Genomic DNA, 26,108 nt, shown 5'->3' with positions numbered 1-26,108 from the left:
TTGAAGCGAGGGGAGGAATTCATGACTAAAGGTTCAATTTTTAATGGGCTGGGTCTAGGTTCAATTTCGCGACGCCAGTTTCTAACGACCAGTGCGGCCGGAGCAGGCGCCCTGTTATTGCCGTCCATACCGTCTTTTGCAGCTGACAAGCCGAAAATTGGTCTTGTCATGAAATCGCTCGCAAATGAGTTTTTCAAGCAGATGCAGGCAGGCGCAGAAGAATACGCGGCCAAGAATACAGATAAGTTTAGCTTCGCCGCGGTTGGCATGAAAGATGAACGTGATTTTGCTGCGCAGGTTGATGCGGTGGAAAACTTCATCACACAGCAGTTCAATGTGATCGTTTTAGCGCCAGCCGATTCCAAAGCCATGGTCACACCTGTGAAAAAGGCGTTGGAAGCCGGTATTAAGGTCATCAATATCGACGTCGCTCTTGATGAAGAGGCGAAGAAACAGGCCGGGATTGATCTGGCTTTCTTTGGGCCCGACAATCGCGAAGGCGCAAAATTGTCCGGCATGGCCTTGGCCAAAGAACTGGGCAAGGGCGGCAAGGTGGTTATCCTTGAAGGTAATCCGGAGGCCGATAATGCCAAGGAGCGTAAGAAGGGCTTCGATGATGCCGTAGCCGAAGGCGGCTTGACGCTGCTGGATTCCAAGACCGCGCATTGGGAAACAGAAGAAGCGAATACGCTTATGACGAATTTCCTGACGCAGTATCAGGATATTCAAGGCGTTATGGCGGCGAATGACTCGATGGCTCTTGGCGTTGTGAAAGCGCTCGATGCTGCAGGAAAGTCGGGCCAGATCAAGGTTGTTGGTTTTGACAATATTCCTGCCGTCCAGCCACTGATCAAGGATGGCAAAATGCTGGCCACAATCGACCAGTTCGGCGCCCAGATGGCCGCAATGGGTATCGATTATGGCCTTAAGGAACTGGCGGGTGAAAAATTCTCCGGCTGGGTCAAGACCGATATCAAGCTGATAACGGCCAAGGATCTCTAGAAACTCGCACGATAGCAAGGCCGCAGCGTGTCTACTTCGTTGCGGCCTCCCGCCATCAGAGCAGGCAGGAGCAGTCATGCCATCAGCCGACGCGATCTTGAAACTGGATAACGTTGGCAAGATCTTTCCGGGCGTGGTTGCTCTGGACGGTATCGACCTGCAACTGATGCGCGGCGAAACGCATATCATTCTTGGTGAAAACGGCGCAGGTAAGTCGACGCTCATCAAGCTGCTTGCTGGTATTTATCAACCGGATACGGGCGAAATTTTCCTGAACGACCAGCCCTATAAGCCCAAAACGCCTCATAATGCGCAAGTCCAGGGCATTCGGATTGTTCATCAGGAACTCAACCTGCTCCCCCATCTTTCCATCGCAGAAAATTTGATGCTGGAGAGCCTTCCGCGACGCTACGGTCTTGTGGATCGCACAGCGCTAAACAAGCGTGCTGCTGAGTTGCTGGACGAGGTTGGTCTGGGCCTAGACCCGCGCGTGCTCGTTTCCGAGCTGGGCGTCGCGCAAATGCAATTGGTCGAAATTGCAAAGGCGCTTGGTTATGACAGCAAGCTTCTGGTTCTTGATGAGCCGACGGCGACACTGACACCACCGGAAATTGAGCGGCTGTTCGCCATTATCGGGAGACTGAAGGCTAGAGGCGTAACGATCATTTACATTTCGCACCGCCTGCATGAAGTCTTCGAAATCGGTGATCGGGTGACTGTGTTGCGCAATGGTCGGTTGGTCGAAACGCGATCATTACAGGGACTGACCGTGCCCCATCTGGTTCGCATGATGATTGGCAGGGATATCGCTGATGAATACGGCTTTGACCCGTCTATCGCGCCGGGTTCCGTCGCTTTGGAGGTTGAGAACGTTACGCGAGCGATGCAAGCTAACGCGGTGTCCTTTACAGTGCGCCGGGGCGAGATTCTTGGTGTGGCGGGTCTGGTGGGATCGGGACGCACGGAAATCATGCGCGCGATCTTTGGCGCAGATCCCAAGGGTGGTGGACAAATTCGTGTGGACGGCAAGCCTGTTAATATTCGCGATCCCAAGGATGCTGTCAGAAATGGACTAGGGTTCCTGACCGAAGACCGTAAGGGGCAGGGGCTGATGCTCGACATGTCCGTGGACTTAAATGCCACAATCACCGATCTAAAGAAGATTTCGCATGGCGGATTGTTGGACAAAGGGGCGGAAAAAACTGCTGTTACGAAACTGGTTGAACAGCTGCGGATCAAGACGGCGTCGATTGATACGTCAGTGCGCAATCTGTCAGGCGGAAACCAGCAAAAGGTCGTTCTTGCGAAATGGCTGTTTCGCGGTTCCTCCACTCTGATACTAGATGAGCCGACACGAGGTGTTGATGTTGGTGCGAGACGCGAAATCTATCAACTACTCTGGATGCTGGCTGCAAATCAGAAAGCGATCATCATGATCTCTTCGGATTTGCCAGAGCTGATCGGTATGTGCCACCGCATTATTGTATTCTCCAACGGCAAGCTGGTGGGAGAGCTGCCCCGATCGCAATTTGATCAGGAGCGTATTCTCTCACTTGCCTATCAGGAGCATGTTCAAGCATGACAGATAAGCCGTCTATCTCCGAGAAGCCCGTTGCGCCTGACCGCCAGAAGTTGAAGCGTTTCCTGTTGCGAGACGCAGGCGTCTTTCTGGCTCTTTTATTGATCACGCTGGTGTTTTCCCTCACCGCGCCCTATTTCGCCACGCCAGGCAACGCATTGAAGATATTCGTTCAGATTGCCATAAACACAGTTCTAGCGGCTGGCATGACTTTCGTTATCCTGACTGGCGGCATTGATCTCTCCGTTGGTTCGGTACTTGCTCTCTGCACGGTGGTTGGTTCGCTCATCATGACGTCGGGTTTGGAGCCGGCCTTATCAATACTGCTTGCCGTATTGGCCTGTATTGCAGTTGGCGGATTTTGCGGATTCATCAATGGAAAGGTGTCGACCTTCTGGAAGATACCTTCCTTTATTGTGACGCTTGGTATGTTGAATATCGCTGCTGGCGCGGCGCGCGTGGTGTCCAATAACTCAACCATCACCGGACTGCCGCAAGGCTTCGTCGATTTCGGCAATCTCATAATCGGTGGTTTCCTGCCCTCGATCTTTCTTGTTGCCGTGGCCGTGATTTTCGTTGGCTGGTTCATTCTGCGGTTTACCGTCTTTGGGCGCATGATCTATGCAGTCGGGGCCAATGACGAGGCAGTGCGTCTGTCGGGACATAACCCCGACACCTATAAAATTGCTGCATTTGTTATTTCAGGGGTGACTGCTGGTATCGCCGCAATTGTCTATCTGTTGCGTTTGAATATTGGCAGCCCGATTGCCGGTGTAGGTTATGAATTGAATGCGATTGCAGCGGTCATCATCGGCGGAACCAGCCTTTTCGGAGGAAAAGGCTCCATTGTTGGTACACTCGCGGGTGCTTGCATTTTGCAAGTGCTGGCCACCGGCCTGCAGTTGCTCGGTATCGGTGACAATTACAAGCCGATCATCATTGGCGCAGTGATTATACTTGCCGTGATTGTCGATACCTATCGTGAAAGATTGCTGCGGCGCATTCGTTGATGCGCCGCAGCAATCCGGTAAGAAAGCTATGTTATAGCGAACTCGGCTGCCATCCTCATGGGTGGGCACCGCTTTCATGCAAGGTTTTCTGGCTTTTTGTGCGGCTTTCCCACAAGCCGATACCGAATAGAATGGCTGTTGTCAGCCATCCAAGGGTGAGTAGATCGGCGCTCTGCCCGAAAGGTGCAATGAGCGCCAACAAGATGACACCCCCGACATGAGAAAGTGGCACGCCGCCATAGACGACATATTTATAGATGGCGCTGCCAATCAAATAGATGGCGGGACCGATTGCTATGACGAGAGTTTCAGCGAGACTGGCATGTTCAGCAGGATGCTCCATGGCAAGATCATTGCCTACGGCGCTTACGATGATGCCGAATATCAGGATGGCATGAATATAGTGGAAGTAGGCGCCTATCTTCCCGGGATCACGGGCTTGCGTGATACGCGCGGTGGCGTCTTTGCTTGAGGTGCCAAAATAAAGCCACCACATGGCGATGGTACCGAGAAAAGTGGCGAGCATCGCGGATAGCTCAGCAATGTTCCAGTTTTCTGCACCTGCAAGTGTGGCTCCCGTCGCCAGCAGGCTTTCACCCAGCGCGACAATAACAAAAAGCTGGCAGCGCTCCGCAAGATGCCCGCCCTCGATGGTCCAGTCGCTGACCTGCGAACGCCCCATGCCGGGCAAAGCAAAGCCAACCATCGGCGAAACATATTCGCAAAGTGCCGCGACGACCCAAAGGGCTAGTCGCAGTTCGCCTTCTGCGAAGGCTCCACCGATCCAGAAACAGCCAGAGATGACAAGCCAGCCCAGCATTCGCCGGTAATTGGCAGTCAGCGGGTGGTCACTTCCCAATTGCCAGACAATGAAGCCTGTCCGCCCAAGTTGCATTGCAACATAGCAACCAGCAAAAATAAGACCACTTTTGCCAAATGCATCCGGTATCGAGGCCGCCATAACCAGCGCCAGCGCCATACAGAAGAACAAAACAAAGCGCAATTTTGGCTGCTCGGGATTAAACCAGTTTGTGACCCAGCAGGTATATTGCCAGCCAAGCCAGACCGCGAACCAGAGAACGAGTGTTTCTAGTGCACTCCAGGCTGTCAGATGATGAAGCAGCGTGTGGCTGAGCTGTGTGACCGCGAAGACATAAACGAGATCGAAGAAAAGCTCCTCATATGTAACATGCGCGTGATGGCCGTCTCGCAGACGCAAAAGTGGGTGAACTGATTGGCTCATGGATTATTCCCCAGAATGTGGAGCATCAGATAATGAGTGCCGAATTCGAAGAGGGCTAAAGGGGACACCCGCCGTAGCGATCAAATGGAATATAGACATATCCGTTCCCCTTTACTCAAAGCGGCACTCGCAATTTTTACATTATCCTAGGTTGTAAAAAGCGGAAATACGTCAGAGATAACTTATTTTTAGCCGACGACATTTTTCGGGCGCTTTATCGGCTTCGACGCGCGATACATACCCTACCCATATGGATGTAGACGGATTGCCGGCTCTTCTTTTGTGACAATTCAAGGCACAATAGCTGTGGAGCAAAGGATCCTTGAGAGCCTCGAGGGCCGGAAGCTAGTGAGGAGAAAGGGTGATGACTGAGCTACGTCCCATTTCTAACGAAAATGATAGCCTGAATGCCGGTGGTGTGCAAAACACAGCGTTGGGTACAGCTGCCGGACATCTGGCACTCGTTCCGACGTGGCTGCCTTTCGATGTCGCATCGAGTACCCCGGTTAGTTCAGCAAGAATTGGCGGAATGGGACTGAGCGTCGGTGTGATCAGCAGCGATGCTTCTGCTGTTTTCGTGCCCTCCAATACCGCAATCGCGGGTCCGGGCAGTGAAGCTGGCGCTGGACAGTTCAACAATGCCCTGATCAATCAGCATGTTGCCGAAATGGCGGGGATGGGCGGTGATGGGGGAAGCGGCAATGTCGCAATCGGTAGCACGGAAGGGGCTACATCCAACCACGCGGGAAGCGGCGGCGACGGCATCTTTCTGGGCGGGCTTGTCAGCTCCGATGTTGCGGTCTTCGCCCCGGTGAATACGGCGGTCGCGGGTGGGGCTCATTCCGTAGCGTCCGCAAATCAAACCAATAACGCAGCTTTTCTGCAAGGCGCAGATCAAATGGCAGGTATTGGCGGCTCTGGCGGTGAACATAACTATGCCGGGTCCGTATCCGCATCGCCGATACATACCGATACGGGCAGTACCTATGTGTTCACTGGCGACAACTATGCCGGACATGGTGGTATGGGTATTTTCGCAGGCACCATGATCGACGTGAATGTGGCGATCTTCTCGCCTATCAATATCGCCGTCGCCGCTGCTGGCGGCAATGCGGATGCACATCAGACGAATAATGTGATTTTCGATCAGGGTGGTACGCAGATCGCCGGGATTGGTGGTAATGGCGGCGGGTTCAACCTGGCGTCAGATACTATTTTTACGGGCAATTCTGCCGCAGGAGGCGGTGGCAATGGTGTCTCGGCCGGAAGTCTGGTGGATGTGAATATCGGCTATTTCCATCCGATCAATATTGCGGTTCCAGCTGGTGGAACGGCTGATGCCCAACAGGTAGATCATCTGCTTGTCGACCAGCATGCACTCCAATTGGCGGGCATTGGTGGTGCGGGTGGCCACGACAATTTATCGGATACAAGCCATGATATGCTTGCTCACGATATTCTTGCACTTCTGCATGCATGATCCGCAAAAGCGGACCCACCCTAAAGTAGATATCCGAATTTCTAGCTATTCGCACATGTACAATACGCGCACTCTTTAAGCGCGGTCGGCCACCCGATTTCGTTACGCCAACTTATGGGCGCTTTGGGTGACCAGGACCGGAGTTCAACCGAAACAGGGCAGGGGCCACAACAGGGAGGAATAAAGCGATGCCTATTCCACAAGTATCCGACACAATTCATCTCAGTGACGTGCATGCCGGTGACGCCAATGCCGGTAACGGTGCTGATGGCTATAACTACGGTAATATCAACTACAATCCCAGTGCAGTCGTGGCCAACACCCAAAGCGTGGCAGGTGCTACTGTGGATGTGCACAGCGGCGATTCCCCGTGGTTAAGCGCCAGCTGGGACGCAGGCCATGCAGGTCATGGCGGTGGAGCAGACGCAGCCAATGGGTTCCTCGCCAATATCACCAATAACGGTGATGGCGGAGCTGGTGGTGATGCAAACTCCAATGGCAGCCTTGGCTCGTCAAGCGGTGGCAACGTGGGGGCAGCGACTGCCGATACAAGCGCCGTTCAATATACCTCGCTTCTTGCCGATCAGCACGCCACTATTCTTGCAGGCGTTGGCGGTAATGGCGGTAACGGAAACATGGCACGCGGCGGCGATATCTCGGCTGCGCTCGTGCACTCAAATCCGGAAACCCACACCACAACGACGACCACCAATGATATCGCGAGCTTTGTTAATAGCTTCAACGACAATTTTCACGATATTGATCTGAGCCACATGCCGATCTGATCGGCAGCTGGTTTATGCTTGGATCAAGAGAAATTCGATCTGAGAGCAACGGCTTCGGCCGCTGCTCTCCCGTCTTACCGGACTATGCCCCCAAGCTGAAGATGCGTTGCGAGCATTCGCACCGATTGTGCAAGCCCGGTATGCCAACGGAGATTGGACGATGACGGCGGCATTCGCGCAACCTCGTTATACGGTGACCCCTTTGGTCGCAGCGCTGCGTCGGTGTTACGGCGCCTTTGGTTTGGTGTTTGCCTATAGTTGCGGATATAATATTTTCCTGCTCGCGCCTTCCATCTATCTCCTCCAGATTTATGATCGCGTTCTGTCGAGCCGCAGTGTCGACACCCTGTTGATGCTGACGCTCATCATCGCCGTGGCGGTCGTGGTTGGGTCGGTGCTCGATATCGTGCGCCGCGCTGCATGGTCACGGATCGGTAGCTGGCTTGATCACCAGTTGCGCCCTATCGTCATGAACGCATCGTTCGAATATGCAGCACGCGCTGACGCGGGAGCCGCTGCAGAATATTATCGCGACCTTTCGGTTCTACGCCAATTTCTGGATTCACCCTCCTGCGCATTGTTGTTTGACTTGCCATGGGCTCCGGTTTTTCTCGCATTGCTCTTTCTGGTCCACCCGCTGCTTGGTTTTATCGGACTGGGCAGCGCTGTGATCCTGCTGTTTTTGGCGATGCTCAACGAGTTTGTGACGCGGGAACTGAACGAACAGGCAAACCTTGCACAGGCGCGAAGCCATTCCCGCTTCATAATGGCGCTGAAATATATCGGCGTTATTCGCGCGATGGGCATGCAGCATGGCGCGGCGCACCTCATCTATCGAGATGCTGAAGCCGTCAGAGTGGCTCAGGACAGTGTGATAAGACGGACCGAGATTGTTTTGGCATTTTCGAAATCGGTACGCACACTGACGCAGATTGTGATGATGGGTGCGGCGACATGGCTCGTGCTGCAAAACAACAGCAATCCCGGAATTATTTTTGTTGCCAGTCTGCTTCTCGGGCGTGGGCTGGCGCCGGTTGAGGGCGCGATTGGGGCCTGGCGGGCACTGGCTTTTGTTCGCGGTGCGTTCAATCGCCTGAACCGGATGCTCACACTCATTGTTCCCGGGGAGGATAGACGAACCATTCTTGTGCCAGAACCCAAGGGCCAGCTGGTTCTCGATAATGTTGGCTATCGTTTGCCGTCATCGGATCGTTTCATTTTGCGGGGCGTATCTTTTCAAGTGGCGGCGGGCGATTGCGTGGCGCTAATCGGTCCCTCTGGCTCGGGCAAATCCACACTTGGGCGAATTTTGGCGGGTGTTTCACGGCCGACATGTGGATGTGCCCTTTTGGGCGGTATCGACATTTCCTTGCTACGCCATTGCGACAATGCCCGTCACATTGGCTATCTTCCTCAGGACATCGAGCTTTTTGGTGGTGCGATCAAAGATGTTATAGGCCGGCTCGATGGTTCGGACCCACAAAAGGTGATCGACGCCGCAAAACTGGTAGGGCTGCATGAGGCGATCATGCGGTTGCCGCAGGGCTATGAGACGGATATCGGCGAAGGGGGGGCTCTTCTCCTCCGGGCGCAGCGCCAGCAATTGGGATTGGCACGCGCTGCCTACGGAAACCCGCCTCTTGTGGTGCTCGATGATCCGAATTCAAGTCTCGACTATGAAGGTGAGCGCCTGTTGTTTGATGCGATTGAGCGCATGAAATGCAGGCAGATTACAATTGTCATCATCACCCATCGAATGGGCATATTGCCCGTGACGGACAAGATCGCGGTGATGCGGGATGGTATGGTCAGCGCCTTTGGTGATAGCGAGAAAATTTTCGATGCTTTCCTTCGCGTTCCCGCGAAAACTGGACCATGAAGGAGCATTACAATGGCACTGGTCCATCTTGATGTTCCATTGAGGGTCGCAAACGCTTTCAAATCCTATCTGGCGCCGGTTGCGCAGCAGCTGATGTTGTGGCGGCTGGCGTCTCCGCCGATACGTGTACATCAACGCAACACATTGCCAGCACCATTGACCTCCCGACCAAGGCTGCTCGGGGTTGCCTGGACAGGAAATATGCTGGTTTTGACGTTCTTAGCCGGGTTTGGATTATGGGCAATGCTGGCGCCGCTCAAAAGTGCGGCGGTCGCGGTGGGCATCGTCGAGGCGGAGACCAGTCGTAAAACCATTCAGCATCTGGAAGGTGGCATTGTCCAGCAGATTTATGTCCACAATGGAGATCTGGTTTCTTCCGGGCAGGTGTTGATCAAGCTTGATGATACCAAGCCGAGGACGGAGCTTGTCGGCGTGCAGGGTCAATTGTGGGATGCTGAGGCAAGCCGTGCACGGCTGGTCGCGGAGCAGGGAAATGAGACAGAACTCGTGTTTCCGTCTGAGTTGGTGCGACTTGTCTCGAAAAACCCGGCGGTAAACGCGATTGTGGTGGGGCAGCGTAGAATCTTTGAAGCACGGCGCGATGTCTACCAATCTGAAATAGCCATCACGCATGAAAAAATGGAGCAGGTGAAGCAGGAGATCACCGGTCTGGTAGCCCAAAAACTGGCGCTGTCGTCGCGGGTGGAAATTACACGTCAGCAGTTGGACATGATTGATCCTTTGGTCAAGAAAGGTCTTGAACGCAAAACGAGCCTGCTGAACCTCGCGCGGGAAAAAGCGGACCTTGATGGACAATTTGGAGAAACGACGGCTCAGATTTCCCGTGCTTATCAGGTTATCAATGAGGCGCAGGCCAATCTCATCAAGCTGGAAAGCGACCGGCAAAATGAGATTGCAAAGGAACTGCGTGATACTGAAAACCAGCTGTTTCTGTTGAACGAACGATATCGCGCCATTGATGATCAGTTGAACCGCACGGCGATCAAGGCACCAGAGACGGGAATTGTCATGGATCTACGCATTCATACGACAGGCGGAGTGATTGGGGCAGGTGAACCGTTGCTCGATCTGGTGCCGCAGGATGGTAATATGGTCGTGTCCGCCCATGTCAGACCTGAAGATATCCATCTTGTGCATCCGGGTCTGAATGCGCAGGTGCACCTGTTGCCCTATGATCAACGGCGCGTGCCGCTTTTAAAAGGGAAGGTCACTTATGTTTCTGCTGATCGCCTGTTGGATAAAGTAACGGGTCAGCCCTTCTATGCCGCAACGATCCGTGTCACCGATGATGAGCTGATGCAGGCAGGGGACATAGAAATGATCCCCGGAATGCCGGTTCAAGCTTTGATCGAGACTGGCGAGAGCAGCGTCGCTCTTTACGCTGTCAGGCCGTTGCTGGATAGTTTCCATAGGGCTTTTCGGGAGAACTGAACGCCGTTGACCTATTGCACCGTGTTGATGCCAGGAGAGTTTCTTGAGCCAAGCAGAAGCACCACCTCTGTTCTGTTCTGCACGCGCAACTTGCGCATGATGTGTTGCAGATGCATCTTCACGGTATTGCCCGACATGTTGAGCTTTTCCGCAATAATCTTGTTTGAATGGCCGCGCTGAAGTTCGGTAAGTACATCGACTTCCCGCGGTGTAAAACCCGCTATGGTTGCCTGTCTGGGAGTGGGGTTCATGGTTTCATTGTCATCGACATTTTGTTCTTCCAGAGCTGACTTGCCGGTGATGGAGATTGTCCGCTGGATGCTGGCCTGTGCGCCCAGCGGATGCGGACAGAATACTCCGCCCGCGAGCACCAACCGCACACCTGCCAATGCAATTTCTATTGGAAGGGACGATGTGAAGAAGCCTCGCACTCCCATTTTGATCGCTTCCGACTCCATGAGGATATCGTCCCGGTTGGAAAGCAAGGCAATGGAGGCTGCCGGGAAATGGGTTTGAGCCGCCAACAAATCTTCCAGCAGGGTTGGGTTATCGATTGCCCGCCCCGCCAGATCCAGGGCGATGAGCGCGACATCCCTTCCAATTGCCTTGGCCAACTCGGCTGTAGAAGCCATATCGATAAAATCCCACCCGGCGAGTTCGTGAGCGAGGAATTTAACGACACATGTGCGTGCAAGCGTATGTTTGGCCACAATGATCATGGTCGGAAGGCTGCGTATTCTGCGCTGCTTTTTCTCAAGATCGGTTGACACTACAGGCTCCGCTTCTCCAATGACCGGAGGTCTTTTCCATCGCTCACGAGATTGATCGAATGCTGGATAATGTCGGAATAAAGCAGGTTCACATTGCGTTCTGAGTGAACGAAATTAACGCCATATCTTAACACAAGAGGGGGAAGCCGGATTTAAGCAATTTCCGGTTCATGCTATATAATTGGATTTATCACTTCCTAACTTATTGTGTTGATTTGGATTAATTCATCCATCGCTTTTCAACGGCATCTGAACGTGGACAGCATCAATGGAACTTGCGCGAATGCGTGCAACCTGACGATATGCGCGCGGTGTCAGGCCAGTTTCCATCCGGAAATAGCGATTGAAGTTGGACAGATTGTTGAAGCCTGCTTCAAAGCAGATATCCGTCACCGGCTTTTCTGTTTCAGTCAGGAGCGTGCGCGCGCGCCACACCCGCACAGACCGGCTGTAATCGGAAAAAGCCAACCCTGTCAGTCGTTTGAAGGCTCGCGAAAAAGCGGAAGACTCCAGCCCCACAGCTGCCGCTACATCCTGCATCTGCATTGAGGGTGTGGATTGCAGCAACTGTATCGCTTTATCGATGCGACGGTGGCGCTTGTCCGAATTCTCGTTGTAGGACGAGACGAAATGCGAACTGGCCAGAAGGCGTTTTTCCGGGGCGGCTTCAATGGCTTGCAGGATTTCGATAAACAAGCCCAATCCGCTGCTACTCCCCTTCTTGTTCAGATCGAGAATCATCTGACCAATCCGCGCCGCCGCCGCCCCCATTACTTCGATGCCTTGCATCGAAAGAGGCTTCAAACGATGAAGCACATCGAATTCCGGGCAGATAGCGCGAACTCCTATCAGTGCATCGGCATCGAATTGCAACACCAGATCGCGTCCGGGAAGGTCAGTCGCCCCGGGCGTAATCCAGTTATGCGGCAGGTTGGTTCCCGTCAGCACCAGATGGCCGGGCGCAAAGGAGCCGACATAATCACCGACATAAGCGAGGCCTTTGGCGTCTGGGATATAGTGGATTTCCCATTCGGGATGATAATTCCAGATACAAATCGCAATCGGATAGTCATCGCGCCGGATGAGATAGGATTTTCCCTCGGGCAGATGAATCCTTTCGCGTGTCGCCGCAAAGGCATTCGGTGTCTGCAGTGGTTCTTTCGATGGAATTGACATGTCTGATCGGAAATAATCCCTATATTTTGTCATAATAGTATCAGTTGATGTCGAAAAGCAATCTAGTGCTTTCGCTGATGTTCTATGAAATTTCACGTGTCAGGCGCTTATCAAAAGCGTCTTATGGGGAGGATGACAATGAAACGTGCTATTTTTGGCGCGGGCGTCGCATTGGTTGCGCTCGTCGCTGCTTCCAACAGTTTTGCCGCAGCCGTATGTGAGAAAGACCTGCGCATTCTCGCGCAGCCACGCGACGGCTTGACCCTTCTTGAAAAAGAAGTCGATGAGTTCGAGACGCTTTCGGGCGCTGGTTTCGAGATCAGTTATCTGAATGAAAATGACCGCCGCGCCAAGTCACAGGCCGATGCCTCGACCGTTGGCAGCTACAACGTCTATTACGTGGATGAAGCCAATTTGGCCCTGTTCGCATCGTCGGGCTGGATTGTGCCGCTCGAAGGCTTCTATCCGAAGGAATACGACTACAACGATTTCGATGCCGGTATGCGCGCTGCTGCGACTTACGATGGCAAGCAGTGGTTTGCTCCGATTCAAGGCGGCGGCGACCTTCTTGTTTATCGCACCGATCTTCTGGAGAAGGCGGGTATTCAACCACCGAAGACCTGGGACGAATATAAGGCTGCAGTTGCCAAGCTGCACGATCCCCAGAACGGTGTTTATGGCACGGCATTGCGCGGACAGCGCGGTTCAGGCGCCAATGTTTGGCGCTGGATGCCTTTGTTCAAAGCGCTTGGAGGCGAGTGGTACAAGGACGGCAAGCCGGCATTCAATTCCGACGCGGCTGTAAAGGCGACACAGGAATATCTGGATCTGTTTAAATATTCTGCGCCCGGCACACAGACCGGTTCGTGGGATGAATCCACCGGCGCGTTTCGCGCGGGTAAAGTGGCAATCCTGATCGAATCCGCTCCGCTGGGGGGCATGTCCGTCGATAAGGCGCAAAGCCAGGTCGCCGACAAGGTCGGCTTCTCTGTGCCGCCGACACCTCTTCCAGGTGCGGGCTATGCACATGGCTTTGCCATTGCCTCCAAAGCGAACGCAACGGATGCAGACAAGGCATGTGCAGGGCTGTTCGTGGCGTGGGCCACATCGAAGGAACAGGAAGCGCGGCGTCTTGCTGCCGGTCAACCGGGCGAATTGACCCGCACCAGCACGTTCCAGAGCTCCGAATATGCCAGGACTTTTGGCCAGAATCTTTCCGATGCCATGGCTGCTACCGGAGAGCGAACGCAGGTTACCTTCTGGCAGGATCCGCGTTGGCAGGAGCTGGGTAACCAGTGGGGTATCATGTTGGAAGAGCTGATCACCGGTAGCCGCACCGACATCAAGGGCGCGCTTAACGATCTTGAGGCCTTCGCAAACAAACTCTGATCGCTTTGCCAAAACGCTTGTCCCGGACACACTTGGGAGAGTGTGTCCGGTGTCACCGACTTTTCATTCTATGCTGCTTTTCCATGTCCGCAATAAGCGGCCAAGGCAGGGAACCGCTTTCGGTCAAGGACTGTTTCATGAAACGTGGACGATCTCTGCCCTTCGTCTTTCTGGGGCCGCCACTGATTATCCTGATGGTGCTGGCGCTTGTGCCAACTTTGTTCGCCATCAATATCTCGCTCCAGAACCGCACCCTTTCACAAGGTGTGGCGCAATATATCTGGTTTGAAAACTATGTGGCGCTCTTCAGCGATCCGCGCTTTTTGAATGCCCTGTGGGTATCGCTCAAATGGGAAGTGCTGACCGTGGCGCTGACCATGCTCGTTGGTGTCGGTTTGGGCATTGCCATGTTCGAAGCCGCCAGCACGCGAATGCGCACTATATTGTGCATCCTGTTCATCATACCTGTTCTGCTGCCGCGCGTCTGTGCCGCCTTCGTTTGGAAATTTGCGTTCCATCCCCTCTATGGCGCGCTGACCTGGCCTGTGAGGGAGCTGACCGGCGCTACGCCCGATGTCCTCTCCACTCCGTGGGGTGCGCTCCTGACAGTGGCATTCGTCGATGTCTGGCAGTGGGGCCTGTTTTTCGCGGTCATCGTGTTGAAGCTTTTGGAGGTTTTGCCGCCGCAACCCATCGAGGCTGCACGGATCGACAAGGCGACGCGTTGGGAGATCCATCGATACATCACGATACCAATGCTCAAAGTGCCACTGATAAGCCTGTTGCTCGTCAAGGCGATCGAGAGCCTGCGTTCTTTCGATCTCGTTTATGTCATGACGCGGGGTGGGCCGGGCATCTCGACCGAAACGCTCGACATGTACGCCTATTCGCAAGGCTTTATCGAGTCCGGCAAGATTTCCTACGCGTCCTCCATGGCTGTCATCATGATGGTTCTGACAATCGTCGTATTCACCGTCGCATGGAAGAGGCTGAACCGATGAAGATTTCTACACTCTTCCTGCGTGCGCTTCTGTTGCTTGCGGCCGCCTTGGTGGTGTTACCGCTTCTCTGGACGCTTCTTAACGCCTTCAAGACCAATGCAGATCTGCTGGTGAGTACGCCGAAACTGGTGTTCCAGCCGGTCTGGGACAATATGAGTTACGTGCTCAACCGCCGCTCGGTGGCACGCGCGTTGACCAATTCGGTCATCATCTGCTCGTCCGCAGTTGTCATCGGTGCGCTTTTGGGCGTGCCAGCGGCCTATGTGATTGCGCGTTACAAAAACCGGATAACCGCTGAGGCACAGTTCTTCGTATTATCGCTGCGCTTTCTACCGCCGGTGGCTGTGGCTATCCCGATGCTTGTCATCTGGCTCGGTCTTGGCCTCTATGATACTCGTCTGTCGTTGATCGTGACCTATCTGATCACCACGGCCTCAATCACGATATGGCTTTCAGTTCCGGCTTTTGAGCGCGTCAGTCTTCATGTTGAAGAAGCCGCGCGTGTCGATGGCCTTGGCCGTTACGCAACGTTTTTTCGCGTTGCCTTGCCGATTGCGCGGTTCCAGATATTCGGTGCCATAGCTTTCGCATTCGTGCTCGTCTGGAACGAGTTTTTGCTGGCCATGTTGCTTACCACCTCAAATGCGAAGACGCTGCCGATCATCGCTTCGGAAATGTCTCAGCTTGGCATGAATGTTCCATGGGGCATTCTCAACGCCGCTGTCGTCTTGCTCTCCCTGCCACCGCTTATCCTCCTCGGATTGCTTGCCGGTGGTCTCAATGCAGCTTTTTCCAAGAAACAAAATCAGGACTGACCAAATGAAAGCACTTGTTCTGGAGCGCGTCGGCGAACTCAATCTGCGGGATATCGATCTTCCAACCGAAATGGGAGCGGATGATGTACGCATCAAGCTCCACACGGTCGGTGTTTGCGGCAGTGACGTACACTATTACACCCATGGTCGCATTGGTGATTTCGTGGTCAACGAACCGATGGTACTCGGTCACGAGGCTGCGGGTACGGTCATTGAGACTGGAGCCAATGTATCTCATCTCAAGCCCGGTGATCGCGTTTGCATGGAACCGGGTATTCCCGACCCGCTGTCGCGTCCGTCCAAGCTTGGCATCTACAATGTCGATCCAGCGGTTCGCTTCTGGGCCACGCCGCCAATCCACGGCGTTCTGTGCCCTGTTACGGTGCATCCGGCCAATTTCACCTACAAGCTGCCGGACAATGTCTCTTTTGCAGAGGGGGCGATGGTCGAGCCTTTCGCCGTTGGTATGCAGGCTGCAACACGCGCGCGCATTTCCCCCGGCGATACGGCGGTGGTCACCGGTTGCGGCACCATCGGCATCATGGTGGCGTTGGCAGCGCTGGCAGGCGGCTGCTCCCGCGTGTTGATTTCCGATCTGTCGGAAGCGAAGTTGGAGCTCGCGGAGACTTATGCGGGCATTACCGGCATCAATCTGCGCGAAGTGAACATCTTGGATGCCGTGAATGAGGCCACCGAAAACTGGGGTGCCGATATCGTCTTCGAATGCTCCGGTGCTCCGGCGGCAATTCGTGATCTGTTCAAGATTGTCCGTCCCGGCGGCACGGTTGTGCTGGTCGGTCTTCCGCCGGAACCGGTCCTGTTCGACGTGTCCGGTGCGACTGCCCGTGAATGCCGCATCGAAACAGTGTTCCGCTATGCCAATGTTTTCGACCGGGCGCTTGCGTTGATCGCTGCGGGCAAAGTTGATCTCAAGCCGCTGGTGTCCGGTACCTTCACTTTCGATGAATCAATTACCGCATTCGTGCGTGCCGCCGAAGGTCGCCCAACGGATGTGAAACTTCAGATCATTCTCGATACGGAGTTAGGTTGATGGCTACAGTTGAATGTCGGTCAATCCGTAAGGTCTATGGCACCCATGAGGTGATCGGGAACTTCAATCTGAGTATTCGCGATCATGAGTTCGTCGTGTTCCTTGGCCCCTCCGGTTGCGGGAAATCCACATTGTTGCGCATGGTGGCAGGGCTCGAAGACATCACCGGCGGCGATCTTCTGATCGGCGATCAACGCGTGAACGACCGCGATCCCGGTGATCGCGGTATCGCCATGGTGTTCCAGAACTATGCGCTCTATCCGCATATGTCGGTACGTGAAAACATCTCGTTCGGACTGGAACGCGCAGGCGTTGGCAAAAACGCCATCGACGAGCGCCTGGCTCCAGTTGTCGAGGCGCTTGGGCTACAACCCTATCTCGCGCGCAAACCGACGGAGCTTTCCGGTGGTCAGCAGCAACGCGTGGCCATTGCACGCGCCATGATCAAGACGCCGGACGTCTTTCTGTTTGACGAACCTTTGTCGAACCTCGATGCCAAATTGCGAGGCAGTCTGCGCGTTGAAATCGCGCGGCTTCACCGCGATCTGAAAACCACCAGTATCTATGTCACCCACGACCAGCTTGAAGCCATGACCCTGGCTGACCGCATTGTCCTGATGAAGGATGGTCACATCGAGCAGATGGGCACGCCGGAGGAAATCTATCATAAGCCTGCAACCCTGTTTGCAGCAGGTTTCATTGGCACACCCAACATGAATTTCTTCCAGATGCGTGCCGCCGATGGAATGCTTGGTGATGGAACGCTTCGCCTTGAAGCGCCATTCTCGGTTCAGCCGGAGAATGTCACGGTTGGTATCCGTCCCGGCGCGTTTCGGCTCAACGATACCGGCGGTGTGTTCCGAGGGCAGGTGGAGCGCAATGAGTTTCATGGCGAAACACGATTAGTGACATTGCGAACGGGGCTGCATGAATTCAACATCACAGTTCCATCCGCCGTGCGCCTGAGCGAAGGACAAACTGTCGGTGTCGACGTTGATGCAACTGACCTGCACATCTTCGACACAGCGACGGGACAACGTGTTGTAGCAGCATAGAGTGATAAAGGTCGGGAGCTGCACATGTATATAGGACTTGATCTGGGAACCTCTGGCCTCAAGGGCATTCTCATCGATGACGGTCAACAAATCCTTGCGGAAGCGCGTGCGCCACTGACGGTCAGCCGTCCGCATGATGGCTGGTCGGAGCAGGAGCCGGACACATGGCTGTCGGCTGCCCGGCTCGTGCTGGAGACACTAGCGCATCAGAGAGGGTTGTCTTCTGTGCGTGGTATCGGCCTGTCAGGGCATATGCATGGTGCAACGTTTCTCGATGCGTCGGAACAGGTGCTTCGTCCGTGCATCTTATGGAACGATGTTCGCGCTGCCGATCAGGCGGCTAGGCTTGATGCGATCCCGACCTTTCGCGCCACTAGTGGCAATATCGTTTTCCCCGGCTTTACAGCACCAAAGGCGGTATGGCTTCGCGAAAACGAACCTGAGACGTTCGCGAAGGTACGAAAAATCCTGTTGCCAAAGGATTATCTGCGGCTTTGGCTGACCGGAGAACATGTCTCCGAAATGTCCGATGCGGCGGGAACAAGCTGGTTCGATTGTGCACGCCGCGATTGGTCAGACGAACTTTTGTCATTGACTGGACTGGATCGTAGCATGATGCCCGCCTTGGTGGAGGGTTCCGCCATATCTGGCCGGGTGCGACCGGAGCTTGTTGCGGAATTTGGCCTCTCGCCCGATGTGGTCGTTGCAGGTGGCGCTGGTGACAATGCAGCCTCGGCCGTTGGCGTTGGTGTTGTGAATGCTGGGCAGGCCTTCGTATCGCTTGGTACGTCTGGTGTCTTGTTCGCAGCAACGGATGGCTATCGGCCCAATGCCGCATCGGCAGTACATAGCTTCTGTCATGCGCTGCCTCAGACATGGCACCAGATGGGCGTCATTCTCGCTGCGACCGACGCTCTCAATTGGTTCGCCCAACTGGTGGGGAAAAATGCAGAGGATCTCACCGCAAATCTCGGGGCGCTTGAGGCGCCGGGAAGAACGTTGTTTCTGCCCTATCTGGGTGGAGAACGCACACCGCTCAACGACGCTCATATCCGTGGCGCGTTCCTCGGGCTGGAACATGCAACCGATCAGGTGGCAGCAACACGTGCAGTGTTGGAAGGTATCGCTTTTGCATTGGCCGACTGCCGCGATGCATTGGCATCGACGGGCACCGAGCTAAGTTCACTCGTTGCTGTTGGCGGAGGAGCGCGATCACACTACTGGTTGTCGGTGATCGCGTCGGTGCTCAACACCCCGGTGTTGTTGCCGGTCAGCGCCAATTTTGGTGCGGCATTTGGCGCGGCTCGGCTCGGTATGATGGCGGCGACTGGTGCTGGTGCGGAAATTGCCACGGTGCCAGAAATAGAGCGGGAATTTTTGCCTGTTTCCGGTTTGGTGGATGCGTTTCGTGATGGCCATGGGCGTTACAAGCGTGGTACGCAAAGAATAGGATAAGTGCCCGCCATCCCGGCATGCACTGCGCCGGGATGGCAGAACGAAAATGAAGCGGGATATTGCGGTCACAATTGCCGTGCTAGCTGCCGGACGATCTTCCCGCATGGGGGGTGCAAACAAGCTGCTCGCCATTTTTGACGGCAAACCTTTGGTGCGCCGTTCCGTTGAGGTTGCAATGCAAGCCGATAGCGGTAGGGTTATCGTCGTCACCGGTCATATGGCGGAAGATGTTGCGGTAGCGCTACAGGGGCTGGACGTCGCTGTCGTTCACAACCCGGTCTACGCAACCGGTATTGCGAGTTCGATCGTGATAGCTCTTTTAGCAATACCGGCAGGGTCTGACGGGGTGATGATCCATCTGGGCGATATGCCCGCCGTCAATGCGCAACACATCCGCGCGATGATTGGCTGTTTCCGCGAACATGAAGGAAATGCTGTCATTCGCGCCGTTACTGACGCGGGCGAGCGGGGCAATCCTTGCATTCTGCCACGATAGCTTTTTGACGCGCTTTCTGCCCTTCACGGCGATGTTGGTGCAAGGCATGTCATTGAGGCGAGTGGAATTCCCGTTATTGAAGTTTCAATCGGCGTCGCAGCCCGAATCGATGTCGATACGAGAGATGCAGTCCTGAAAGCCGGCGGTCTGATTGCTTGATTGTGCGTCGGTCTTATCCAGAGCGTTGGACGTTCGTACAACAAGCCGCTTGACCCGCTTTCTAAATTGGAAGACCAGTATGGTTCTTCGCATCCATTCAACAATAGCAGCAGCAAGCGGTCATTCTCTATGAACACAACAGCCCAAAGCATATTGGCCGGAACTGCCGAGGGGCCGATCCTCGCGACAACTGAGCCGCTCAGCTTCTGGGGCGGTGTTGATCCCTCTTCGGGCAAGATCATTGACGTGCACCATCCGCTCCATGGGCAGAGCATCAAGGGCGTTGTGCTTATGATGCCATCGACGCGCGGTTCCTGCACAGGCTCCGGCGTGCTGCTTGATCTTGCGTTGAATGGCATGGCGCCTGCTGCGCTGGTTTTCTGTCAAGCTGAAGACGTGGTGACGCTTGGAGCCTTGATCGCGGACAAGATGTTTGGTCATTCATTGCCTGTCCTGCGACTGGCACCGGAAGATTGGGAGCGTTTGCGAAACGAGAGTGAGGCTGCAATCACGCCAACGGCAATAACTGCGCCAGGTGTTCGGTTGCCTCTTTCCACGTCGAAGGAAATCGGCCCCGATCTTACAGATGCGGATCAAGCCATGATGGCGGGCGCAGAAGGGGAAGTCACCAAACTCGCCATGGAAATCATCTGCGCCATGGCTGCAAACCAAGGGGCAGAACGCCTGATCGACGTCGCGCAGGCTCATATCGACGGTTGCATCTATGCAAGCCCGGCCAACCTGATCTTTGCGGAGAAAATGGCGGATATGGGCGCGCGAGTGCGTGTTCCGACAACAATGAATGCTATCTCGGTTGATCGTGAGCGCTGGCAGGCGCAAGGTGTGCCTGCAAGTTTTGGACGGCCTGCCGCACAGCTTGCCGACGCTTATGTGCGCATGGGATGCCAGAATACGTTTACCTGTTCGCCGTACCTTCTGGATACGGCTCCTGAACGGGGTGAAATGATCGCATGGGCGGAAAGCAATGCGGTCATTTATGCCAATACCGTGCTTGGGGCACGTACGGCGAAACATCCCGATTTCCTTGATCTTTGTATTGCGATTACCGGGCGCGCACCGCTGTCCGGTGTCTATCTCGATCAACATCGGTTTGCAGAGCGTATTATTCATATTGAAATGCCGGAAAAATTTGACGACGCATTCTGGCCACTGATCGGTTATCTGGTGGGCAAGGTTTCGCCGGACCGGATTCCTCTTTTGAGGGGGCTTGAGCATGCCAAGCCAACGACGGAAAACCTGAAGGCTCTGTGTGCAGCCTTCGGTACGACTTCCGCTGCACCTATGCTGCATGTTGAGGGTGTTACGCCGGAGGCGCATCTGATTTCACTCTCGGCTGACACGGCCCGCATCACGAAACACGAAATGGCGGAGGGTTGGCGGCTGTTGAACGACGGACCCGATGATGTGGAATTGGTTGCGATCGGTAGCCCGCATGCGTCTCTTGAAGAATGCCGAGCTTTTGCGGATGTATTGCAGGGCGGAAAAGCGGTTACGACCACTATTATAACGGCGGGACGCCAGGTTATTGCCAGCGCACGGGATGAGGGCACTCTGGAAAGACTGGAAGCCGCGGGCGTTCAGGTTATTCCGGATCTCTGCTGGTGTTCGATTTCGGAGCCGGTTTTCCCGGTTGCAGCCAAAGCGCTTATGACCAACTCCGGCAAATATGCACACTACGGTCCAGGACTATCCGGTCGCGCGGTGCGTTTCGGTAGCCTTGAGAGCTGTGCGCAGGCTGCCCGGACAGGTCGCGTAGCGCATGGCTTGCCGAAATGGTTGGATGTAAACAGTTGAAACCGCGCGTTTTGTCAAGATAAGGCTATCGCCGGTTTGCATGGCAATTTGCCAAACCTAAAGCCTGTCACTATGGTCTTAAGCAGAAGCTCCACTTTTCAAAAGAGCTGCAAAGCGCGGGTCAAAATGTCTGCTGATCTGCTCCAATGCCGCTCCCCGTGCAACTGCCCATATATCGGTTATCCCGACCAATAAACGCGGTAGTGTGCGGACGGGGTAGTCAACACTGGAAGAAACGAGCGGCTCGATCCGGTCTACAAGCCGATTGGCCAATAGTTTCGGCGCTCCGCCGCACAGAATAACGGTTTGGGGGTCGAAAATCGCCTCAATCGTATGGATGGCGGATCTGAGCTCCAAAGCTGCCCGTTCCAGCCACGCTTCCACGCGAGGATCGTTCTGCATCAATATGGTTTCAAGTTCTGCGGATAGATCGGGTTGTGCCTCGTCGAGTTGCAGATGTTTGTAGAGTGACGAGAGAGATGCGTGGTGTTCCAGCGGTGTTCCCGGACCCCGGTTGGCCATCAGCATAGTGCCAATTTCACCCGCATTGCCCTTGCTGCCTGTGTAGATTTCTCCATTCAGTATGAGACCGGCGCCAACGCCATATCCAATATAAACACAGACAACATTATCGAGCCCGTCGGCGAGACCGACCATTTTTTCTGCACGCGCGCAGGCTGTGGCATCATTCTGCAATGTCACCGTCAGGCCGGTGTTTTCGGTAAGCCTGTCGATCAATGGGAAAGATTGCCATGCGCTCATCACCCATCGGTCATCCTCGGGAACCGGGGTGCCGAAAGGCCCTGGCATCGCGACGCCAAGTCCCGACATTCGGTAGTGTCCATGGGGAAATTCAAGTGCGAGTGCAGCTCGTACTTTGGCAATCTCCTCCAGAATGATAGTGCAACCCTCTTCAGGATTATCGGGCGGGAGGGTCGCTTCCCGACGCATGACTTCATCGCCGATCAAGTTGACGACGACAATCCGCGTCAAATGCCGGTCGATCTGGACGCCCAATGCAAAGGCTCCCTCCGGCACCAGTCGATAAGGTGTCGCCGGTTGTCCGCGACCTTGCCTGACGACGTTCTCCGAACTCACCAATCCATCGCTTTCCAGGCCTTCAATGAGGTTGGAAATGGTCTGTTTCGTGAGGTTTGTCGCACGCGCAAGTTCGGCGCGTGAGAGCGACCTGTTCTGGCGCAGCGCGTCGATAATCACCCGGCGATTATGCGCACTTGTGCCTTCATGGTTGGTGCCGCTCGTGGCCCGAATGTCGCTCTTTCTTGGCATCCTCAATCCCTCTTGACACCAATAGATATTTATAACACGTTTAAGTCAATGGATTTGACTTAATAAAGAACATGAACATTTAACGATGGAACAACAGCTCTGAATTCATGGCAGTGATGCAAATGTGCGGGGCACTTTGCACGGGCCGAAGTCAAGTTAACGGGAGGTAACATGCTTAAATCAATTCACACGATCCTGCTGGGTACGCTGGCCGTATCCGCTTTCTCCATCCCCCACGCTTTTGCCGAGACGACCTTGAACGCTCTGTTCATGGCGCAGGCCGCTTATAGCGAAGCGGATGTGCGCGCGATGACGGACGCCTTTCAGGCGGCCAATCCGGATGTGAAGGTCAATCTGGAATTCGTGCCCTATGAAGGCCTGCATGACAAAACGGTTCTGGCCCAAGGCTCGGGGCAGGGCTATGACGTTGTGCTGTTCGATGTGATCTGGCCAGCCGAATATGCAAGCAACAATGTGCTTGTTGATGTCTCGTCCCGGATTACGGACGAGATGAAGAAGGGCGTTCTGCCGGGTGCTTGGACGACGGTTCAGTATCAGGACAAATATTACGGCATGCCGTGGATTTTGGACACCAAGTATCTGTTCTACAATAAGGAAATCCTTGAGAAGGCTGGCATCACCAACCCGCCAAAGACTTGGGCCGAACTTAACGATCAGGCTAAGATCATCAAGGACAAGGGCTTGCTGGCGTCGCCGATTGCATGGAGCTGGGCGCAGGCCGAAGCTGCCATTTGCGACTATACGACCTTGGTAAGCGCCTATGGGGGAGACTTCCTGAAAGACGGCAAGCCTGCCTTCGATAAGGACGGTGGACTGGATGCCCTCAAATATATGGTAGACAGCTATAAATCCGGCCTCAGCAACCCCAATTCAAAAGAGTTTCTCGAAGAAGACGTGCGCAAGGTCTTCCAGAACGGCGACGCCGCTTTCGCTTTGAACTGGACCTATATGTATAGCAAGGTCAATGATCCCGCAGAAAGCAAGGTTGTTGGCAAAGTGGGTGTCGTGCCTGCGCCCGGCGTTGACGGCAAGAGCAAGGTTTCGGCGGTCAACGGTTCGATGGGGCTTGGTATCACGACCACCAGCAAACATCCCGACGACGCATGGAAGTACATCGTCTTCATGACTTCGCAGAAAGTCCAGAACGACTATGCGAAACTGTCTTTGCCAATCTGGGCATCGTCCTATGATGATCCGGCTGTGTCCAAGGGTCAGGAAGAGCTGATTGCAGCTGCAAAGCTCGGTCTGGCTGCCATGTATCCGCGCCCGACGACACCGAAGTATCAGGAAATGTCCACGGCATTGCAGCAGTCCATTCAGGAAGCCCTGCTGGGACAGTCTTCGCCTGAAGACGCCCTCAAATCCGCAGCTGAAAACAGCGGGCTCTAAGATGCTGATGGGAGTGGGTGCGCGCGCATCCACTCCCTTCTTTTATACAGGCTGAGGTGTAAACAATGTCCGGCAACTGGATGACAATGCGAGCGTGGTTGCTGATGCTCCCGTTACTCGCCGTCATGATCTGCGTGATCGGCTGGCCAATGTTTGAAACGGTCCGTCTGTCATTCACAGATGCAAAGCTTGTCGGCACTGGCGGCGAATTTGTTGGTATCGCCAATTACGTCAAGATGCTGTCCAGCGCTAATTTCCAGCGAGCCTTCTGGACGACGACATGGTTCTCCCTCATCTCGGTCACGGCTGAAATGGTTCTTGGTGTTCTGGCTGCACTTTTGTTGAACCAGCAGTTTTATGGACGCACCATTCTACGTGCCTTGCTCATTCTACCTTGGGCGCTACCAACGGTGGTTAATGCAACGCTTTGGCGCCTCATCTATAATCCTGAATATGGTGCTCTCAATTCACTGTTGACCCAGCTTGGCATCATTTCGGAATACCAGTCATGGCTCGGTGAACCTTCAGCCGCAATGACGGCCCTGATCGTTGCCGACTGCTGGAAGAATTTCCCGTTGGTAGCCCTCATTGCATTGGCCGCGCTGCAAGCAGTGCCACGAGACATAACGGCCGCATCGCTTGTGGATGGCGCGGGTCCGTTGAACCGCTTCCGGTTTGTCATTCTGCCATATCTCGCAGGGCCGTTGATGGTCGCACTTGTCCTCCGCACGATTGAGGCATTCAAGGTCTTTGACATCATCTGGATCATGACGCGCGGCGGCCCGGCCAATTCAACACGAACACTTTCTATTCTCGTTTATCAGGAAGCCTTTTCCTTCCAGCGGGCCGGGTCGGGCGCGTCGTTGGCGCTCATTGTGACGCTGATCGTTACGGTTCTGGCTTTGGGTTATGGATTTCTGGTGCGCAAAACGGCTGGAGCGGCAACGTAATGGAACGTCGAAGCCCAATCGCTACTTTCTTCGTCTACTTCGCAGCACTGGTGCTGGCAGTCGTGATCCTCACGCCGTTGTTCTGGCTTTTTGTCATGAGCATCTCGCCGATGGCGGATTTGTCCGTGCGCCCGTTAAAATGGTGGCCTACAACGGTCGACCTTTCCCGCTACCAGGCTCTGCTGTCCACTGTGCCGAACAGCGCGGGTGCAGCCTTTGTGGCGTCGATGTACAACAGTCTGAGAGTGGCGGGCATGGCGACATTGGTCGCGATCCTCGTTGCAATTCCCGCCGGTTGGGCCGTTTCGCGAACGTCGCGCATCGGATGGTCGCTGACACTGATTATTGGAACCTACATGCTGCCCCCGGTGGCGCTTGCCGTGCCGCTCTATATGGTCCTCGCAAAACTCGGTCTACTGAATTCGGTGTTTGGCCTCGCGCTGGTGTATCTCACCATTCTCGCGCCTTTCACCACATGGCTGATGAAATCCGGTTTCGATGGCATCCCACAGGAGATTGAGCAGGCAGCTATGATTGATGGGGCAAGCCTTTTCCAGACATTGCGCATCATCACCCTGCCGCTGGCATTGCCTATTGTTGCAACATCGGCGCTGTTTGCCTTCTTGCTCGGCTGGGATGAGTTTTTCTATGCGCTTTTGTTCACTTCTGATCAGCGAGCGCGAACATTGACAGTTGCCATTGCCGATCTCGCTGGTGGGCGTGTTTCCGATTACGGCCTGATTGCAACCGCTGGCGTTCTGGCTGCGCTGCCTCCGGTTATTGTCGGCCTTTTGATGCAGCGCGCGCTTATATCCGGCCTGACCAGTGGCGGTGTGAAAGGATGAT

The 26,108-nt window shown here is 54.6% G+C and carries 22 protein-coding genes; 18 read left to right on the top strand and 4 right to left on the bottom strand.

The genetic code is table 11. From position 1 onward, the window contains the following. The first annotated feature begins 21 nt into the window (after window positions 1-21). From ACTJKP_RS10805 to ACTJKP_RS10795, 3 genes are all read left to right on the top strand, one after another. A complete protein-coding gene (locus tag ACTJKP_RS10805) occupies window positions 22-1,002 on the top strand; it encodes a sugar ABC transporter substrate-binding protein (RefSeq protein ID WP_440630674.1) in 981 nt (326 codons plus the stop codon). A 76-nt stretch (window positions 1,003-1,078) separates the two neighbouring features. Beyond that, window positions 1,079-2,584: a sugar ABC transporter ATP-binding protein gene (locus ACTJKP_RS10800; protein ID WP_440630635.1), complete on the top strand. Its 1,506-nt coding sequence runs from the start codon at window positions 1,079-1,081 to the stop codon at window positions 2,582-2,584. Next, window positions 2,581-3,591, top strand: a complete 1,011-nt coding sequence (locus ACTJKP_RS10795) for an ABC transporter permease (RefSeq protein WP_440630634.1) — start codon at window positions 2,581-2,583, stop codon at window positions 3,589-3,591. The genes ACTJKP_RS10800 and ACTJKP_RS10795 overlap by 4 nt, the downstream gene beginning before the upstream one ends. 55 nt (window positions 3,592-3,646) lie before the next feature. Here the strand turns inward: ACTJKP_RS10795 and ACTJKP_RS10790 are convergent, their stop codons facing one another. Continuing rightward, entirely contained in the window at window positions 3,647-4,834 is a 1,188-nt protein-coding gene (locus ACTJKP_RS10790; RefSeq protein ID WP_440630633.1) for a low temperature requirement protein A, read from the bottom strand. Between the two features lie 364 nt (window positions 4,835-5,198). Here ACTJKP_RS10790 and ACTJKP_RS10785 point away from each other — a divergent pair, with 364 nt between their 5' ends. The 4 genes from ACTJKP_RS10785 to ACTJKP_RS10770 all read left to right on the top strand — a co-directional run bounded on the left by ACTJKP_RS10785 (window position 5,199) and on the right by ACTJKP_RS10770 (window position 10,430). After that, window positions 5,199-6,314, top strand: coding sequence for a hypothetical protein (locus tag ACTJKP_RS10785; protein ID WP_440630632.1), 1,116 nt, complete (start codon window positions 5,199-5,201; stop codon window positions 6,312-6,314). 188 nt (window positions 6,315-6,502) lie between these two features. Further along, window positions 6,503-7,099: a PE-PGRS family protein gene (locus ACTJKP_RS10780; RefSeq protein WP_078337318.1), complete on the top strand. Its 597-nt coding sequence runs from the start codon at window positions 6,503-6,505 to the stop codon at window positions 7,097-7,099. A gap of 160 nt (window positions 7,100-7,259) precedes the next feature. Further along, window positions 7,260-8,978 carry a type I secretion system permease/ATPase gene (locus tag ACTJKP_RS10775; RefSeq protein ID WP_440630631.1) on the top strand — a complete coding sequence of 573 codons (1,719 nt, stop codon included), beginning with the start codon at window positions 7,260-7,262 and terminating at the stop codon, window positions 8,976-8,978. 12 nt (window positions 8,979-8,990) lie between these two features. Next, a complete protein-coding gene (locus ACTJKP_RS10770) occupies window positions 8,991-10,430 on the top strand; it encodes an HlyD family type I secretion periplasmic adaptor subunit (protein WP_440630630.1) in 1,440 nt (479 codons plus the stop codon). Window positions 10,431-10,441: 11 nt separating this feature from the next. Here the strand turns inward: ACTJKP_RS10770 and ACTJKP_RS10765 are convergent, their stop codons facing one another. Together ACTJKP_RS10765 and ACTJKP_RS10760 are read right to left on the bottom strand one after the other, a co-directional pair. Continuing rightward, complete coding sequence (locus ACTJKP_RS10765) at window positions 10,442-11,149, bottom strand: response regulator transcription factor (RefSeq protein WP_440630673.1); 708 nt, start codon at window positions 11,147-11,149, stop codon at window positions 10,442-10,444. Window positions 11,150-11,425: 276 nt separating this feature from the next. Beyond that, window positions 11,426-12,376 carry an AraC family transcriptional regulator gene (locus ACTJKP_RS10760; RefSeq protein ID WP_078337315.1) on the bottom strand — a complete coding sequence of 317 codons (951 nt, stop codon included), beginning with the start codon at window positions 12,374-12,376 and terminating at the stop codon, window positions 11,426-11,428. Between the two features lie 138 nt (window positions 12,377-12,514). Between ACTJKP_RS10760 and ACTJKP_RS10755 the strand changes: the two genes are divergently transcribed. The 8 genes from ACTJKP_RS10755 to lhpI all read left to right on the top strand — a co-directional run bounded on the left by ACTJKP_RS10755 (window position 12,515) and on the right by lhpI (window position 21,612). Then, window positions 12,515-13,765: an ABC transporter substrate-binding protein gene (locus ACTJKP_RS10755; protein WP_440630629.1), complete on the top strand. Its 1,251-nt coding sequence runs from the start codon at window positions 12,515-12,517 to the stop codon at window positions 13,763-13,765. A gap of 137 nt (window positions 13,766-13,902) precedes the next feature. After that, on the top strand, window positions 13,903-14,766 hold the full coding sequence (locus ACTJKP_RS10750) for a carbohydrate ABC transporter permease (RefSeq protein WP_078337313.1): 864 nt from the start codon (window positions 13,903-13,905) through the stop codon (window positions 14,764-14,766). Further along, a complete protein-coding gene (locus ACTJKP_RS10745) occupies window positions 14,763-15,581 on the top strand; it encodes a carbohydrate ABC transporter permease (RefSeq protein WP_440630628.1) in 819 nt (272 codons plus the stop codon). The genes ACTJKP_RS10750 and ACTJKP_RS10745 overlap by 4 nt, the downstream gene beginning before the upstream one ends. 4 nt (window positions 15,582-15,585) lie before the next feature. Continuing rightward, complete coding sequence (locus tag ACTJKP_RS10740) at window positions 15,586-16,632, top strand: NAD(P)-dependent alcohol dehydrogenase (protein WP_440630627.1); 1,047 nt, start codon at window positions 15,586-15,588, stop codon at window positions 16,630-16,632. Continuing rightward, entirely contained in the window at window positions 16,632-17,687 is a 1,056-nt protein-coding gene (locus tag ACTJKP_RS10735) for an ABC transporter ATP-binding protein (protein ID WP_078337310.1), read from the top strand. The genes ACTJKP_RS10740 and ACTJKP_RS10735 overlap by 1 nt, the downstream gene beginning before the upstream one ends. Window positions 17,688-17,711: 24 nt before the next feature. Further along, a complete protein-coding gene (gene xylB, locus ACTJKP_RS10730; protein ID WP_440630626.1) occupies window positions 17,712-19,142 on the top strand; it encodes a xylulokinase in 1,431 nt (476 codons plus the stop codon). Between the two features lie 46 nt (window positions 19,143-19,188). Then, entirely contained in the window at window positions 19,189-19,638 is a 450-nt protein-coding gene (locus tag ACTJKP_RS10725) for a nucleotidyltransferase family protein (protein ID WP_440630625.1), read from the top strand. 288 nt (window positions 19,639-19,926) lie between these two features. Next, the gene (gene lhpI, locus ACTJKP_RS10720) at window positions 19,927-21,612 is read left to right on the top strand and encodes a cis-3-hydroxy-L-proline dehydratase (RefSeq protein WP_440630624.1); all 1,686 of its coding nucleotides are present in this window, start codon (window positions 19,927-19,929) and stop codon (window positions 21,610-21,612) included. Window positions 21,613-21,690: 78 nt separating this feature from the next. On the opposite strand, the gene ACTJKP_RS10715 is transcribed toward lhpI, so the two are convergent. Continuing rightward, window positions 21,691-22,902 (bottom strand): ROK family protein, encoded by a 1,212-nt coding sequence (locus tag ACTJKP_RS10715; protein WP_440630623.1) that lies wholly within the window; start codon window positions 22,900-22,902, stop codon window positions 21,691-21,693. A 171-nt stretch (window positions 22,903-23,073) separates the two neighbouring features. On the opposite strand from ACTJKP_RS10715, the gene ACTJKP_RS10710 reads away from it, so the two are divergent. From ACTJKP_RS10710 to ACTJKP_RS10700, 3 genes are all read left to right on the top strand, one after another. Continuing rightward, window positions 23,074-24,312 (top strand): extracellular solute-binding protein, encoded by a 1,239-nt coding sequence (locus tag ACTJKP_RS10710; RefSeq protein WP_113534165.1) that lies wholly within the window; start codon window positions 23,074-23,076, stop codon window positions 24,310-24,312. 65 nt (window positions 24,313-24,377) lie between these two features. After that, the gene (locus tag ACTJKP_RS10705) at window positions 24,378-25,262 is read left to right on the top strand and encodes a carbohydrate ABC transporter permease (protein ID WP_440630622.1); all 885 of its coding nucleotides are present in this window, start codon (window positions 24,378-24,380) and stop codon (window positions 25,260-25,262) included. Continuing rightward, on the top strand, window positions 25,262-26,107 hold the full coding sequence (locus ACTJKP_RS10700) for a carbohydrate ABC transporter permease (RefSeq protein WP_440630621.1): 846 nt from the start codon (window positions 25,262-25,264) through the stop codon (window positions 26,105-26,107). Before ACTJKP_RS10705 ends, ACTJKP_RS10700 begins: the two co-directional genes overlap by 1 nt. The last annotated feature ends 1 nt before the right edge of the window (window position 26,108 follow it).

Origin of the sequence: Brucella sp. 22210, from assembly GCF_052045675.1 — a bacterium.
Taxonomy (GTDB): domain Bacteria; phylum Pseudomonadota; class Alphaproteobacteria; order Rhizobiales; family Rhizobiaceae; genus Brucella.
Note: the sequence above shows the minus strand (reverse complement) of the source record. Positions and strands in the feature narration are given on the sequence as shown.

Bases quoted from the DNA above. Each gene is read 5' to 3' on its own strand.
- ACTJKP_RS10805 (WP_440630674.1), top strand. From the start codon at position 22: ATGACTAAAGGTTCAATTTTTAATGGGCTGGGTCTAGGTTCAATTTCG.
- ACTJKP_RS10800 (WP_440630635.1), top strand. From the start codon at position 1,079: ATGCCATCAGCCGACGCGATCTTGAAACTGGATAACGTTGGCAAGATC.
- ACTJKP_RS10795 (WP_440630634.1), top strand. From the start codon at position 2,581: ATGACAGATAAGCCGTCTATCTCCGAGAAGCCCGTTGCGCCTGACCGC.
- ACTJKP_RS10790 (WP_440630633.1), bottom strand. From the start codon at position 4,834: ATGAGCCAATCAGTTCACCCACTTTTGCGTCTGCGAGACGGCCATCAC.
- ACTJKP_RS10785 (WP_440630632.1), top strand. From the start codon at position 5,199: ATGACTGAGCTACGTCCCATTTCTAACGAAAATGATAGCCTGAATGCC.
- ACTJKP_RS10780 (WP_078337318.1), top strand. From the start codon at position 6,503: ATGCCTATTCCACAAGTATCCGACACAATTCATCTCAGTGACGTGCAT.
- ACTJKP_RS10775 (WP_440630631.1), top strand. From the start codon at position 7,260: ATGACGGCGGCATTCGCGCAACCTCGTTATACGGTGACCCCTTTGGTC.
- ACTJKP_RS10770 (WP_440630630.1), top strand. From the start codon at position 8,991: ATGGCACTGGTCCATCTTGATGTTCCATTGAGGGTCGCAAACGCTTTC.
- ACTJKP_RS10765 (WP_440630673.1), bottom strand. From the start codon at position 11,149: ATGATCATTGTGGCCAAACATACGCTTGCACGCACATGTGTCGTTAAA.
- ACTJKP_RS10760 (WP_078337315.1), bottom strand. From the start codon at position 12,376: ATGTCAATTCCATCGAAAGAACCACTGCAGACACCGAATGCCTTTGCG.
- ACTJKP_RS10755 (WP_440630629.1), top strand. From the start codon at position 12,515: ATGAAACGTGCTATTTTTGGCGCGGGCGTCGCATTGGTTGCGCTCGTC.
- ACTJKP_RS10750 (WP_078337313.1), top strand. From the start codon at position 13,903: ATGAAACGTGGACGATCTCTGCCCTTCGTCTTTCTGGGGCCGCCACTG.
- ACTJKP_RS10745 (WP_440630628.1), top strand. From the start codon at position 14,763: ATGAAGATTTCTACACTCTTCCTGCGTGCGCTTCTGTTGCTTGCGGCC.
- ACTJKP_RS10740 (WP_440630627.1), top strand. From the start codon at position 15,586: ATGAAAGCACTTGTTCTGGAGCGCGTCGGCGAACTCAATCTGCGGGAT.
- ACTJKP_RS10735 (WP_078337310.1), top strand. From the start codon at position 16,632: ATGGCTACAGTTGAATGTCGGTCAATCCGTAAGGTCTATGGCACCCAT.
- xylB (WP_440630626.1), top strand. From the start codon at position 17,712: ATGTATATAGGACTTGATCTGGGAACCTCTGGCCTCAAGGGCATTCTC.
- ACTJKP_RS10725 (WP_440630625.1), top strand. From the start codon at position 19,189: ATGAAGCGGGATATTGCGGTCACAATTGCCGTGCTAGCTGCCGGACGA.
- lhpI (WP_440630624.1), top strand. From the start codon at position 19,927: ATGAACACAACAGCCCAAAGCATATTGGCCGGAACTGCCGAGGGGCCG.
- ACTJKP_RS10715 (WP_440630623.1), bottom strand. From the start codon at position 22,902: ATGCCAAGAAAGAGCGACATTCGGGCCACGAGCGGCACCAACCATGAA.
- ACTJKP_RS10710 (WP_113534165.1), top strand. From the start codon at position 23,074: ATGCTTAAATCAATTCACACGATCCTGCTGGGTACGCTGGCCGTATCC.
- ACTJKP_RS10705 (WP_440630622.1), top strand. From the start codon at position 24,378: ATGTCCGGCAACTGGATGACAATGCGAGCGTGGTTGCTGATGCTCCCG.
- ACTJKP_RS10700 (WP_440630621.1), top strand. From the start codon at position 25,262: ATGGAACGTCGAAGCCCAATCGCTACTTTCTTCGTCTACTTCGCAGCA.